The organism is Pseudomonas sp. GW821-FHT09E12 (assembly GCF_059416085.1).
In genome coordinates, this window is the sequence record NZ_JBWKOM010000001.1 from 501,361 (window position 1) to 515,950 (window position 14,590).

10 protein-coding genes are annotated in these 14,590 nt (G+C 63.5%); all 10 read left to right on the forward strand.

The window, feature by feature from the left end:
- Window positions 1–5: 5 nt before the first annotated feature.
- The 10 genes from AC07PQ_RS02335 to AC07PQ_RS02380 all read left to right on the forward strand — a co-directional run bounded on the left by AC07PQ_RS02335 (window position 6) and on the right by AC07PQ_RS02380 (window position 14,543).
- A complete protein-coding gene (locus AC07PQ_RS02335) occupies window positions 6–1,235 on the forward strand; it encodes an efflux RND transporter periplasmic adaptor subunit (protein ID WP_493184566.1) in 1,230 nt (409 codons plus the stop codon).
- Window positions 1,232–4,414, forward strand: a complete 3,183-nt coding sequence (locus AC07PQ_RS02340; RefSeq protein WP_493184565.1) for an efflux RND transporter permease subunit — start codon at window positions 1,232–1,234, stop codon at window positions 4,412–4,414. Before AC07PQ_RS02335 ends, AC07PQ_RS02340 begins: the two co-directional genes overlap by 4 nt.
- Window positions 4,415–4,590: 176 nt before the next feature.
- Window positions 4,591–4,968: a RidA family protein gene (locus AC07PQ_RS02345; RefSeq protein WP_493184564.1), complete on the forward strand. Its 378-nt coding sequence runs from the start codon at window positions 4,591–4,593 to the stop codon at window positions 4,966–4,968.
- 447 nt (window positions 4,969–5,415) lie between these two features.
- Window positions 5,416–6,405, forward strand: a complete 990-nt coding sequence (locus AC07PQ_RS02350; RefSeq protein WP_007924387.1) for an AAA family ATPase — start codon at window positions 5,416–5,418, stop codon at window positions 6,403–6,405.
- Window positions 6,402–7,337, forward strand: a complete 936-nt coding sequence (locus AC07PQ_RS02355) for a DUF58 domain-containing protein (protein ID WP_493184563.1) — start codon at window positions 6,402–6,404, stop codon at window positions 7,335–7,337. Before AC07PQ_RS02350 ends, AC07PQ_RS02355 begins: the two co-directional genes overlap by 4 nt.
- Window positions 7,334–7,834: a DUF4381 domain-containing protein gene (locus AC07PQ_RS02360; RefSeq protein WP_007924391.1), complete on the forward strand. Its 501-nt coding sequence runs from the start codon at window positions 7,334–7,336 to the stop codon at window positions 7,832–7,834. The genes AC07PQ_RS02355 and AC07PQ_RS02360 overlap by 4 nt, the downstream gene beginning before the upstream one ends.
- A complete protein-coding gene (locus tag AC07PQ_RS02365; RefSeq protein ID WP_007924393.1) occupies window positions 7,821–8,810 on the forward strand; it encodes a vWA domain-containing protein in 990 nt (329 codons plus the stop codon). The genes AC07PQ_RS02360 and AC07PQ_RS02365 overlap by 14 nt, the downstream gene beginning before the upstream one ends.
- 1 nt (window position 8,811) lies before the next feature.
- Window positions 8,812–10,389, forward strand: coding sequence for a vWA domain-containing protein (locus AC07PQ_RS02370; protein WP_493184562.1), 1,578 nt, complete (start codon window positions 8,812–8,814; stop codon window positions 10,387–10,389).
- The gene (locus tag AC07PQ_RS02375; protein WP_493184561.1) at window positions 10,386–11,738 is read left to right on the forward strand and encodes a BatD family protein; all 1,353 of its coding nucleotides are present in this window, start codon (window positions 10,386–10,388) and stop codon (window positions 11,736–11,738) included. Before AC07PQ_RS02370 ends, AC07PQ_RS02375 begins: the two co-directional genes overlap by 4 nt.
- A gap of 279 nt (window positions 11,739–12,017) precedes the next feature.
- Window positions 12,018–14,543, forward strand: a complete 2,526-nt coding sequence (locus AC07PQ_RS02380; protein ID WP_493184560.1) for a fused MFS/spermidine synthase — start codon at window positions 12,018–12,020, stop codon at window positions 14,541–14,543.
- Window positions 14,544–14,590 lie beyond the last annotated feature (47 nt).

The window sequence follows — 14,590 nt, forward strand, 5'->3', positions numbered from 1 at the left end:
CAATCATGCGCACCTCCAGTTCCAACAGCCTCAAGCACGCCTTGGCGCTGGTCGCCGTCAGCACGCTGAGCGCCTGCGGCCAGCCCAACCAGGGAGCGAGTACGGAACAACCCCTCCCCGTCGTCAGCGTCGCGGAGGTCGTCGTCCAGTCCCTCGCCGATTGGGACGAATTCTCGGGCAGGCTTCAAGCCCCGGAGTCAGTCGATCTACGGCCACGGGTCTCCGGGCATATCGACCGAGTGCTGTTTCGAGACGGCTCGCTCGTCAAGAAAGGCGAGCTGTTGTTCCAGATCGACCCCAGGCCCTTGCAGGCGGAGGTCAATCGCCTCGACGCACAACTTCAGCAGGCCCGCGCCAAACAGACCCGCGCCGCCAGTGAAGCCCAGCGCGGCGAGAAGCTGAGGGCCAACCAGGCGATTTCCGCCGAGCTGGCTGACGCACGCAAGACGGCGTACCACGAAGCCAGTTCCGCCGTTGCGGCGATCCGCGCCCAACTCGACGCCGCGCGCCTGAATCTGAGCTTCACTCGCATCACGGCGCCCATCGACGGCCGCATCGGTCGCGCGCAGGTGACCGCCGGGAACCTGGTCAATGAGGGGGCCACACTGCTCACCACGCTGGTGGGCACGAAGGAGCTCTATGCGTACTTCGATATCGACGAAGCCACCTACCTGAAGCAGATTCGCCGCATACGAAGCGAAAAGGCCTTCTCCCCTTCCCGTGTGCCGGTGCATTTGGCACTGAGTACCGACGAACGACCCGCGTATGAAGGTCGCCTGGACTTCCTCGACAACCAAGTCAATCCACGTACCGGTACCCTGCAGGCACGTGCTGTCATCGACAACGGCGAAAACGAGCTGACCCCCGGGCTCTACGTTCGCCTGCAATTACCCGCCAGCGACCGCTACCCCGCCACCCTGGTCCGAGACGAAGCGATTGGCACCGACCTGGGCAATCGCTTCGTACTGGTGCTGGGCAAAGATGCGGTGGTGAGCTATCGCGCCGTCCAGCTTGGCCCCAAGGTCGAAGGCCTGCGCGTGATCCGCAAGGGCCTGAAGGCAGGAGACCGCATCGTGGTCAATGGCCTGCAGCATGCCCGTCCCGGTGCCAGAGTTACACCGGAAGCGGTGGCCATGGCGACCGCTGAGGTGCTGGCCCGTTTGACGCGGCTGAATGCCTCTACCGAACCGACGCCTGTCGCACAACAAGGCCCGGAGCGGAGGACATCGCCATGAACATCTCGCAGTTCTTTGTGCGACGCCCGATCTTCGCCATCGTCCTGTCGCTGCTCATTCTGATCGGCGGAATCGTCTCTCTGTTCCAGTTGCCGGTCAGTGAGTATCCGGAAGTCGTGCCGCCCACTATTGTGGTGCGGGCACAATTTCCGGGCGCGAACCCCGACGTGCTCGGCAAGACCGTAGCCTCACCGCTGGAACAGGCAATCACCGGCGTGGAGAACATGCTCTACATGTCCTCCCAGTCGACCTCGGACGGCTCGATGACCCTGACCCTGACCTTCGCGCTGGGCACGGACCTCAATGCCGCGCTGGTCCAGGTGCAGAGCCGGGTCACCCGCGCGACCACCCAGCTGCCTCCCGATGTCCAGCGGCTGGGCGTGACAGTCGACAAGACGTCGCCGGCACTGGCCCAAGTCGTTCACCTGTATTCGCCGAGCGGCCAGTACGACCCGACCTATCTTGCCAACTACCTGACCATTCACGTCATCGACGAGCTGTACAAGATCGAGGGTGTCAGCGACATCCGCCTGCTGGGGATGGGCGATTATGCCCTGCGGGTCTGGCTGGATCCGGACAAGGTGGCTTCCTACAATCTGGCCGCGACGGATGTGATACGCGCCATCCGCGAGCAGAACCGGGAGGTCGCCGTCGGCTCGCTCGGCGCACCGCCAAACGCCAGCGACAACGCCTTCCAGTTGCTCATTAACGCCCGAGGCCGGCTGGTCGACGAGGACGAGTTCGAGCGTATCATCGTGCATGTCGGCGAGCGCGGCGAAATCGTCCGCCTGCGCGACGTCGCGCGCATCGAACTGGGCTCGAGCCAGTACGCCCTGCGCGCGCACCTCGACGGTCGCCCCTCCACCGCCTTGCAGATTTTCCAGGACGCGGATGCTAACGCCATCGAGCTGTCCGACCGGATTCGCAAGCGGATGAGCGAGCTCGCTCAAGACTTCCCACCAGGCGTCGAACACTCGATCGGCTACGACCCCACCATCTTCGTGCGCAGCTCCATCACCGCGGTGGTGTATACGCTGCTGGAGGCCGTCGCGCTCGTCGTGCTGGTGGTCATCCTCTTTCTGCAGACATGGCGCGCGTCGATCATTCCGCTAGCCGCAGTGCCAGTGTCCCTGATCGGCACGCTCGCGGTCATGCAACTGCTGGGCTTTTCCATCAACGCGCTATCGCTGTTCGGCCTGGTGCTGGCTATCGGTATCGTGGTCGACGACGCCATCGTCGTGGTGGAGAACGTCGAACGCAACATCGACATGGGCAAGTCGCCGGTAGAAGCGACCCGCCAGGCGATGAAGGAAGTGACCGGCCCAGTCATCGCCACCGCCCTGGTTCTATGCGCGGTGTTCATTCCGAGCGCTTTCATCTCCGGCCTCACCGGGCAGTTCTACCGGCAATTCGCGCTCACCATCGCGATATCGACGGTGATCTCGGCGTTCAACTCGTTGACCTTGTCGCCCGCCCTGGCCGCGATACTGCTCAAAGGCAAGGACGCACCCAAGGATCGTCTGTCGAAGCTGATCGACCGACTGTTCGGGGGCTGGCTGTTCGCTCCGTTCAACCGACTGTTCCAACGGGCAAGTGCGGGCTATGTCAGCCTCGCCACGCGACTGCTGCGAGCGGGCGCCATCGTCCTGATGTTGTATGTCGGCCTGGTGGGACTGGCCTATCTGGGGCTGGAGAACCCCCCCACAGGCTTCATCCCTCAACAGGACAAACAGTACCTGGTCGCCTTTGCCCAGTTGCCCGAAGGCGCCAGCCTGGACCGTACCGAGGCCGTCATCCTGAAGATGTCCGAGCTTGCCCTGAAGCATCCGGGGGTGGCCAATACCGTGAGTTTCAGCGGCCTGTCCATCAACGGTTTCGTCAATAGCGTGAGCGCGGGGCTCATGTTCATCCCGCTCAAATCCTTCGATGAACGCAAGGACGCCTCGATGTCCGACACCGCCATCGCCCAGGCCTTGGCCGCTGAATATGGCCGGATCCAGGAGGCCTTCGTGATGGTGGTTCCCCCACCGCCAGTGGAAAGCCTGGGCTCTATCGGGGGCTTTCGGGTACAGATCGAGGACCGCGGCAGCCTGGGGGATGAAGCGCTCTACCAGCAGATTCAGTCGCTGGTGGACAAAGCCAGGGCGCTACCCGAACTGGCCGGCGTCTTCTCCAGCTACCAGGTGAACGTCCCGCAGATCGACGCGGATATCGATCGGGACAAGGCAAAGGTCCATGGGGTGGCGATCGACGAAATCTTCGACACCCTGCAGGTCTACCTGGGCTCGATGTACGCCAACGACTTCAACCGCTTCGGGCGGACCTACCACGTCAATGTCCAGGCCGAGCAGGCATACCGCGTGGCGCCGGAGCAGATCGGCAGGCTGAAAGTACGCAACCGGCAGGGCGACCTCATTGCGTTGTCGTCCTTCGTCCGGATACGGGAGTCGGCCGGTCCCGACCGAGTGATGCATTACAACGGCTTCCTGTCCGCCGAGATCAACGGCAGTCCGGCTCCGGGGTACAGCTCCGGCCAGGCCCAGGCAGCCATGGAGCGGCTGTTGCAGCAGGAACTGCCCAACGGCATGGCCTATGAGTGGACCGAACTGACCTACCAGCAGATTCTCGCCGGCAATACCGCCCTGCTGGTTTTCCCCTTGTGTGTGCTGCTGGCGTTCCTGGTGCTGGCCGCGCAGTACGAGAGCTGGAGCCTGCCGCTGGCGGTGGTGCTGATCGTTCCGATGACCCTGCTGTCAGCCATCGCCGGGGTGCTGCTCAGCGGCGGGGACAACAACATCTTCACCCAGATCAGCCTGATCGTATTGGCAGGGCTCGCGTGCAAGAACGCCATCCTGCTGGTGGAGTTTGCCCGGGAGAAACAGCAGCAGGGCCTGGATTGCGTCAGCGCAGTGCTAAAGGCCTGCCATCTGCGGTTACGCCCGATTCTGATGACATCCATCGCCTTCATCATGGGCGTGGTGCCTTTGGTGTTGTCCTCCGGTGCCGGCGCCGAGATGCGCCGGGCCATGGGAGTCGCGGTGTTCTCGGGGATGGTCGGTGTCACCTTCTTCGGCCTGCTCCTGACCCCGGTCTTCTATGTATGGCTGCGTCGCCTGGTGGAAAAACGCACCCAACGGCGCGCCGCCATGAAGAAGGTGTTTTGGGAGGGCAAAACATGAGTCGCCTGCTATCGGCTCTTGGCGGAGGCTGGCAGCCCAGCTGAAGCAGCATTTTTTGTGGAAGGAGAAGTAGCGTTATGAAAGCTCTTGCAGTTGCCTGTGTGTTGGCAGGCTTGGTCAATGCTCTGCCCGCATCGGCGGCAGATAGCCCCATTTCCGCTAATGGAGAAACCTCAGTGGTCACCCGAAAAAACTATCCCACCCTGCCCGAACCGGCCGGCCCCTACTCCGTTTCGGTTCGTCACAACGGCACCCTGTACCTGTCCGGCATGACAGCCTTCGGTACGCCGGCCCAGGGCAAGGACATCACCAGGCAGGCCGAAGCCATATTCGAACAGGTCAAGCGCGTCACCCAGGCCGAGGGGATCGGCATGCGCGACCTTATCAAGGTGACCATCTTCGTGACCTCGATGGACGAAGTCGGCGCATTGCGTGAAGTCCTGTCGAAAAACTATGACGGTGCCTACCCGGCCAGCTCGCTGGTGAGGGTGGCCGGATTGTTCTCGCCAGAGGTCAATATCGAGATCGAGGCGGTATTTGCAGTACCTGGCTGAGTTCCGCCATCGAACCTGTGGAAGGCCCTCATTATATGGTCGGACTCAAACCAGAGCTCGACCAATGCAACACGAGGCAATTCAGCGACTACTGAGGGCGAGTACAACCTGTACTCGCTGAATCTGGTGGCACTCCGCTGCGGGTGAAACTGATCCGCGAGTATTGATATCGCTGATCACTTTATTGCTATCTTGTACGAAGTAGGAGCTAATTCAGACAGGCGCCGCCGGCGACGAACAGGGCCGCCCCAATCGTGCCCGAAGCCACTGCGCTATTCCAAGAGGCTATTGGGCATCGCGCTGATGAATTTGCGCCCCCATATATCAGTGATGAAATATTTTTTGGGCGGTGAAATAAATGCGAAATATTGCCAGTGCGACGGTAATGTATCCTTCGTTTCATCGACTACTGTCTGTTCATGTATTGAGTCAGCTTTTTGAAAACGGATGCTCCCAGTGACTGAACTCAACAACTTCAATGTCCTGCAAGCTAACGTCGCCGAAGCGGTTCTCGGCCAGGATCAGGTGATCCGGCAGATTCTGCTCGGCCTCCTGGCCAACGGCCACTTACTCTTGGAAAGCCTGCCCGGCCTGGCCAAGACCCGCACGGTCAAGGCGTTGGCAAAGCGCCTGGATGCGAAGATGAGCCGTATCCAGTTCACTCCCGATCTGCTGCCATCGGACATCACTGGCGCCGAGGTGCTGCACCAGATCGATGGCAAGAACGAGATCCGGTTCCAGCCCGGCCCCCTGTTCGGCAACCTGATTCTGGCGGACGAAATCAACCGGGCGCCGGCCAAAGTGCAAGCGGCATTGCTCGAAGCCATGGAAGAACGGCAGATCACCGTGGCCGGCAACAGCCATGCGTTGCCGGAATTGTTTATCGTGGTGGCGACACAGAACCCGATAGAACAGGAAGGCACTTACCCGCTGCCGGAAGCGCAGATGGATCGTTTTCTGATGAAAGTCCTGCTCGATTATCCGAGCGTGGAAAACGAGAGCCGGGTGCTGCAGTTGTTGCGTGAAGAAGAATTTGCCTTGGGCGCCAAGACGGTCCCGATGCAGGGTCCAGCGCTGTCGCAGGAGGTGATTTTCGCCGCGCGCCAGGAAGTCAGGACGGTGCACGTATCCCCCGCCATCGACCGCTACCTCATCGACTTGATCAACGCCACGCGCCACCCGGCGGACTACGACGCCGATCTCGGGCGCTGGATCGCCATCGGCGCCAGCCCGCGTGGGGGTATCGGCCTGGACCGTTGCGCCCGGGCCGACGCCTGGCTGCTGGGGCAGGACTTTGTCTCCCCGGACAATGTTCGCGCCGTGGTGCATCCGGTGCTGCGCCATCGTCTGCAACTGAGTTATGACGCAGTGGCTGACGGGGTCACCGCCGACCAGGTGCTGGACCGACTGCTCGATAGAGTCGCGATTCCGGCATGAACGCGGATGGCCGGGTCCATGTCTGTCTGGCGCAATTGATGGCGCTGGAGTTCAAGGCGCGTGACCTGAGCTTTCTCGCTCGTCAGCCGCACGGCAGCATCCTGGCCGGCAACCACGCTTCGCGCCTGCGCGGCCGCGGATTGAACTTCGATGAGCTGCGCCGCTATCAGCCGGGGGACGATCTGCGCCATCTGGACTGGCGCGCGTCGCTGCGTACCGGCAAACCGGTGGTGCGAACCTTTACCGAGGAGCGCGACCGTCCAGCGTTGATACTGGTCGACCAGCGGATGTCGATGTTCTTTGGTTCGCAGCGCAGCTTCAAATCCGCCATCGCCGCCGAACTGGGCGCATTGGCGGCGTGGATGGTGTTCCACGCGGGCGACCGGGTCGGCGGCCTGGTGTTCAACGACCAGCGCATCGACAGCATCGCCCCGTTGCGCAGCCGTAAACGGATCGAGGCCCTGTGCAGTCGCATCACCGAGCAGAATCGGGCACTGCACGCGGCCAATCCGGACGCCGAAGGTGAAGACCAGCTCGACAAGGTCTTGCAGCATTGCCTGGCGGTGGCCGGGCACGATCATCTGATTTGCATCGTCAGCGACTTTGCCGGCGCGGGCGAACGCACCTTGCAACTGATGCGCCAGTTGGCGGCCCACAATGATGTGATTGCGATGCAGGTGTACGACCCCTTGGCGCTGAACCTGCCGCAGAATGGGCGGGTGCTGGTGACTCAAGGCCAATTGCAGGTGGAACTGGCCGTCGAGCACCGCAGCGTCCATCAGCCGCTGGGGGATTTTCTCAGCGGTCGGCTCAAGGATGTCGCGACGCTGCTGCGCAGCAGCCAGGTGCCGCTGATGATGTTCAACACCGCTACCGAGGCGCACGAACAATTGCGCGCCGAACTGGGCAAGCTCGGCGGGGCCCGGCGATGAACCCGAATGTCCCGGGCATTGAACAACTCCAGGAGATCGGCCTGCCCGCCCCGGTCGGTTATGCGCCGCAGACGTGGGGTTGGGCGGTGTTGCTCGGGATGCTGGTCGTGACTGCGTTGCTGGCCAGCGCACGACGGTATTGGCAGTGGCGACGCGATCGCTATCGGCGGGAGGCATTGGCGCGCCTTGCCGAACTGCAAAGCGCCGACGACCGGGTCAGCGCTTTGCGTGAACTTCCGGAACTGCTCAAACGTGTAGCCCTGTCGATGCCCTGCTCCTCGCTCCCGCAAGGTCACATCGGCGCGCTTGGGAACAAGGATTGGCAGGCCTTTCTGGTACGCCACAGCCCGCAGCCGTTGCCTGCCGACTTCAGCCGGCAACTGGCGCAACTGGCTTATGCGCCGGACGCGACGCTACGGGCATTACCCGACGAACAGTGCCAGCAGTTGTTCGACACCTGCAAACGCTGGGTGGAGCGGCACCATGTGGCAGTTTGATTACCCGTGGCTGTTGCTCCTGTTACCGCTGCCCTGGCTCGGCTACCGCTTCCTGCCCGATTATCGCGAAGCCCGCAGCGCCTTACGCGTGCCGTTTTTCGACGCCATGAGCCGTGCGGTGGGCCAGGCGCCGAGCCAGGCCGGTACGCGCAGCAATCGCTGGCAGCTGTTATTGAACCTGTCGATCTGGGTGCTGTTGCTGCTCGCCGCCGCCCGCCCAGTGTGGCTGGAGAACCCCATCGAGCGGCAGAAGCCGGTGCGCGACCTGATGCTGGCCCTCGACATTTCCCAGTCAATGGAAACCAGCGATTTCACGGATGCCAACGGCCAGAAAATCAATCGTCTGGCGGCGGTCAAGGAGGTGGTGCAGGGTTTCATCGACAAACGCAAAGACGATCGCCTGGGCCTGATCGTCTTCGGCAGCGGCGCCTATCCGCAGGCACCGCTGACGCTGGATCACGCCAGCCTGTCGTTGTTGCTGGACGAGACCGGCATCGGCATGGCCGGCCCCAACACGGCGATTGGCGACGCCATCGGCCTGAGCCTGAAGCTGTTCGAGCAGGCCCGCGAACAGGAAAAAGTGCTGATCCTGCTGACTGACGGCAACGACACCAGCAGCGCGATCACGCCGGATCACGCCGCGTCGATGGCCGCCGCCAGAGGCGTGGTGATCCATACCATCGGCATCGGCGACCCTGGCGCCGAAGGCGAAGCCAAAGTCAACCTGCAAGGTTTGCAGCAAATCGCCCAGGCCACCGGCGGCCAGTTCTTCCGCGCCGAAGACCGCAGCGCACTGGATCAGGTTTACAGCGCCCTCGACCAGCTCACCCCGCATCAAGTGAAAACGCTCAGCCACCGGCCCAAGAAAGATTTGTTCTGGTGGCCGCTGGGCGCGGCGATCGGTTTGCTTGCGCTCTTCCATGTGTGCGCCCTGCTCCGTTCGCGCCTGACGCTCGCGCGTCAACCGGAGGCCTGAGATGGAGATCAACTTCGGCGACTTCCATTTCCTGCGTCCGCTATGGCTGTTGCTGGTGCCTTTCGGCGCGCTGCTGCCGTGGCTCTGGCACCGCCATCGGGATGTGCAACGGCGTTTACGCAGCCTCATCGCCGGGCATTTATTGCCCTATTTGCTGATTACGCCACAGGACCGCCAGCGCTTTCGGCCCGTGCACCTGATCTGCGCGTTGTGGGTCCTGGGCGCCATTGCCGCTGCCGGCCCGACCTGGGAACAGGACCGCCCGGATTTTCTGGAAAACCGGGCACCGTTGATCATCGCCATCGACCTGTCGCCATCCATGGACGCCAACGACGTAGCGCCCAGCCGGCTGGAGGCCGCCAAACACAAGCTGCATGAGCTGATCCAACGCCGGCCCGGCGCCCATAGCGGCTTGATCGCTTACGCCGGCAGCGCCCACCTGGTGTTGCCGCCGACCGACGACCCGGCTCTGCTCGACACCTTTATTCAGGCGCTGAGCACCGACCTGATCGCCAGCCGGGGAAAAAACGTGGGCGCCGTCATCGAGCAAGCCAAACGCCTGCTGGCCGCCGAGAAAAGTCCGGGCACGCTCTTGCTGATCACTGACGGCGCCGACACGTCCCAACTCGACGCCCTGGACAAGCAACTGGACGACAGCGCGCTGCAAGTGCTGATTCTGGCGGTGGGCAGTGAGGACGGCGGCATCATTCATGACGCCAGCGGCCAGCCGCGCACCGACAGCAACGGTCGCCCCGCGCTCGGCAGTTTCGACCAGGCCGCGCTCAAGCAACTGGCCTCGGCCGTGGATGCGCCATTGGGCAGCCTGACCCTCAACGCCGACGATCTGGACTGGATCGAATTGCACGCCCAACGGCATTTCCAGCGTGCCGGCGCGGAACAGGAACTGCACTGGAAAGACGCCGGATACTGGCTGTGCTGGCCGCTGCTGCTGATCGCTTTCTTCGGGGTGCGCAAGGGCTGGAGCCTGAACTGGGCAGCGGGTTGGGTGCTGGCCCTGGGCATCGGACTGCAACCGGCACCGGCTGAAGCCAACGCCCTGATCGATGCTTTCTTCACCCCGGACCAGCAAGGCCGTTGGGCATTCGAGCATGAGCGTTTCCCCCAGGCCGCCGCCCGTTTTGTCGATCCGTACTGGAAAGGCATTGCCGCCTACCACGCCGCCGATTTCGACGTGGCGCTGGCCAGTTTTGCGCGACTGCAAACACCCCAGGCGTATTTCTACCTGGGCAATATTCAGGTGCGCCGCTTCAAGTTCGATGAAGCGATTGCCGCCTATACCCAGGCACTGAAGCTACAACCGCAGTTCCCGGAAGCGACCGCCAATCTGGCGTTGGCGATTGCGTTGCAGAAAGACACCGAAAGCGCCGAACAGAACGCGCCCCAGGTCAAACCCGACGAAGTCAAAATGGACAAGGCGCCGGGCAAGGGGCAGAGCAAACCTCTGGAAACCGCGCAAGCGGCTTCGGATGAGCAGTGGTTACAGAACCTGAGCACGTCGCCGGCGAAATTCCTGAAGCAGAAGTTCAGCTTGCAGGATCAGGCAGGGAGCCAGCCATGAACGGCCTGCTAGAGCGAGCCCACAATGGCGGCGCTGCCATCGCTAATAGAATCGGCGCCCTATGCCTCTGCCTGCTCGCCACCACCGCGCTGGCCGCCGAGCCCCAACTGCGGATCCAGGCCAGACTGCAACCTGCCGGCCCGGTCATGGTCGGCGGCATTCTCGAGCTGCAACTCGATGTCCTCACCGACAGCTGGTTTACCGATGCCCCTGTGCTGCCCGACCTGAAGCTGCCCGGTGCGCTGGTTTCACCGCCAGACAGCCGCGCCCAGCACATTAACCAGACGTTGGACGGCGCCGCTTTCAACGGCATGCGCTACCGCTACAGAATCAGCCCAAATCTCGCTCAAGGCTTCGACATCCCGGCACTGACCGTGCGCGCCAGACCGGCACAGGCCAGCGCCGAATTAAGCGCGCGCAGCCAACCCCTGCATTTCGGAGCCGTGCAACCACCGGGGTTCAAACCCGGCGAACCGGTGCTGGTGGCACAAGGGCTGCGCCTGACTCAGCAAGTCATCCCTTCGGCCACGCCGCTGAAGGTGGGCGACAGCCTCACCCGGCAACTGACCTTGCAGGCCGACGGCGCCCTGGCCATGTCGCTGCCGGCGCCTGCGCTGGCCAATGTCGAAGGCCTCAGCCGCTATCCGAAAGCGGCGCAGGTCATCACCCTCGACGACGGTCGCGGCAATTTCAACGGTGGCCAGAGGATCGACGCCGCGACCTATCGGATCGACACCGAAGGCCGCCACCGCTTGCCGCCCATCGAGTTGAAATGGTGGGATTCAAGCAGCCAGCAGACCCGCACCGCGCAAGTCCCGGCCGTGGTCATCGACGCTGTGGCCAACAACACGTATCGCCCGTTTTTTTCTATCGCCGAAGACTTGAAAGAGCTCGGCCAGCAAAGCCGCCGGCATCTGTCTGGGCGTTGGTTGGGGCTGGCAGCGTTACTGTTTGCGCTAAGCGCACTGGGCTACTTCGCCCGCCCGTTCGGACACCGGGCCTACGTTGCCTGGCAGTCTCGGCGCCGCGCAAGGCAGGCCGCCTGGCTGCAGTCCGCCGACTACGCCTGGCGGCAGATTCCGGCACAAATCGCTGCCAGGCCCGCGCAATTGAGTGCCTTGTACCTCTGGGCCAGACGCCGGCGCATGGGCCTGGAACTGAATCCCCTCGACCCCCGTCTGACAGATGTGCTTCGCGCCTGTTACGGCCGTGAACCGAGCGAGGACCAGGCGCTGCGCCAACTCAAGCAGTGCTTGGCTGCGCTGCGTAACCTGGCCGGACGCAGCAAGGGCCCGGCAGCTCACGCGTTGCGCCCCCTTAACCCCGTTCCCGAGAAGCAACGCCCATGAGCGACCCGATATCGTTCCTGGACTACCATGGCCTGACGCCGGATAAAGGAGCGGTCAGATGACTCGCCTGCGCAACGGGTTAGCCAGCCTGCGGGGTGACCGCGGTGACGCCTTCGTCGAATATCCGTGCGCGCATCGATCGGACCCGCGCGGCGGTAGATGCAAAAAATGCTGAAAAAATCAAAGCTGCACTGGCTGCCAATCAGGCCCTGCCCGAGCGTCGTTCGCCTTCACCGGCGAGCGGCTTATTTCGCTAGAACATGCATAAGGCAATCCGCAATGTCCTCACGTGACGCCAGCAAGTCATCGGCCGTACCCGCCCCCCGCTCCGCCGCCTCCCTGGCCTTGCGGGTCCCTGCCCTGCTGCTGTTCGTTTCCGGCGCTGCGGCGCTGGTGTATCAGGTGCTGTGGATCAAACAGCTGTCGCTGGTGGTGGGCGTCGAGGTGTACGCCATTACCACCGGGATCAGTGCGTTTTTTGCGGGCCTGGCCTTGGGCGGCCTGGTCTTCGGCCGCTGGGCGGATCGCTCGCGGCAACCGGTGCTGCTCTATGCGGGGCTCGAAGTGCTGGTCGCGGTGCTGGGTGTCGGTACGACCTTTGCGATGAGCCTGGCGGCGGGTCCTTTCGCCTGGCTGGAACAGCATGTCGGGCTGTTGGCCTGGGTGCTGCCGTTTGCCCTGGTGGGCCTCCCTGCGTTGTTGATGGGCGGCACGCTGCCGGTGCTGGTGCGCTCGCTGGCCACCGACCCGCAGCAACTGGGCAAGGCCGGCGGCCAGCTCTACGCCGCGAACACCGCCGGCGCCATTGCCGGCACCCTGCTCGCCGCGTTCGTGCTGATTGCCACCTTCGGTGTGCGCGGCAGCGCGTTGGTCGCAGCGATCTTTAACCTGCTGGCCGCTGCGGGAGCCTTGTGGTTCCAGCGGCATCGCTCGCTAGCGCTAGAGGCCCCGGCCCGGCACCCCGCGGACAAAGCGCCGGATCGGCTCGCCTTGTGGCTGTATTCGATCGCCGGCGGCGTGGCCCTGGGATACGAAGTGGTCTGGTCGCAGTCCATCGTGCAGTTCATGAGTACCCGTACCTACGCTTTTGCCGTGGTGCTGGCCACGTACCTCACCGGGCTGTTCATCGGCAGCGCGTTACTGGCCCGGCGGGTGGATCGACTGCGCGATCCCTGGGGCGCATTCGGCGTGTTGATCGCCGGGGCCGGGTTGATCGCCTTGCTGGAAATCGCTTTGCTCGGACGCTGGCTGGTGCTCTTGCAATCGCAGGCCGAAATGGCCGTGCTGGCGATGGGCGGCAGCAATCTGCTGGGCATCAGCGCTCGGTTTGCAGTGGCGGCGTTGAGCATCGTATTCGTGCCGACCTTGTTGCTGGGCGCAGCGTTTCCCCTGGCGCTGCGCTTGAGCGTCGGCCGCGAGCGGGTCGGTCGGGATGTCGGCGCCGTGGTGGCGTTCAATACCCTGGGCGGCATTATCGGCGTGATGCTCTGCGGCTTTGTGCTGGTGCCGTTACTGGGGCTGGTCCGGACGCTGGGACTGCTGGCGATGGTCGCCGCCGCCATTGGCTGGTTCGCGGTTCGCAAAGGTCATGGCGTGAAGAAAGGCCGGCGCCAGGCGGTGGTCGCCATCGGCCTGCTCTCGGTGGCCGTGGCCGTCTTGACTCCGATCGACAAACTCGCCGGCCTGCTCCCCGGCGCTCGTAAAGGGACATTGGCGTTCTACGAAGAAGGACGCGGCGGCACCGTCGCGGTCGTCACCCAGGGCAAGGGGCAGAACAGCTTCCAGCGCTTGTACATTCAGGGCGTTTCCAACACCGGCGACGCCATGCCATCGCTGCGCTACATGCGCCTGCAGGCCTTGCTGCCGCTACTGATCCATAACGGCGAGCCGCGTTCGGCGCTGGTCATCGGTTTCGGCACGGGCATTACCGCCGGCGCCCTGACCCGCTATCCGGGGCTGGAACATCGCGTCGTCGCCGAATTGCTGCCTGCAGTGGTCAAGGCGGCGCCCCTGTTCAAAGGCAACTTCAACGCCGCCGATTCGACGGTGGATATCCGCCTGCGGGACGGCCGCCAGGAATTGCTGCGCAGCCCGCAAGACTACGACCTGATCACCCTCGAACCGCCACCGCCCTCCGCTGCCGGGGTGGTGAACCTGTACTCCCGGGACTTCTACCAATTGGCCGCCAGTCGCCTGGAGAAACAGGGGCTGGTCGCTCAGTGGCTGCCGTTGCCGACCCAGAACATCGACGATTCGCGCTCGCTGGTGCGCAGCTTCCTCGATGTGTTCCCCTACGCCACCCTGTGGACCAGCGAGTTCCACGAAATGCTGCTGGTGGGATCGCTTGCCCCCATCGAGCTGGATGCCGCGAAAATCAGCCAGCGCTTCCAGCAGGACACCGTGCGCAGCACGTTGCAGGATGTGGGCATCGGCTCAGCGCCCGCCCTGCTGGCGACCTGGGTGACCGATCGCGCCGGGCTGGAACGTTTTGCCGCCGATGCCCTGCCCGTGACCGACGACCAGCCGCGGATCGAATACGCCCCGTGGGTGCGCGCCAAGGAAATCAGCCGTGTACTGCCGGCCCTGCTCGACTTGCATCAACCGCCCGTGCTGGTGAATGCCGATGCGGCATTTGTCGAGCGCATGAAGGTCCATCGGCAACGCTTGATGCAGTTCTATCGGGCGAGCCTGCACGCTTATGACGGTGACCGGGATGCCTGGGCCAGGGATGTGCGCGAAGTGATGCGCGGGGATGGAGGCAACCCGTATTTCCGCTGGTTCGTCAGCCCGAAAAGGGATGAATGAGCCCAGCAGTCGGATCACACTGTCACTTGCACGCCGGACCTCCGGCA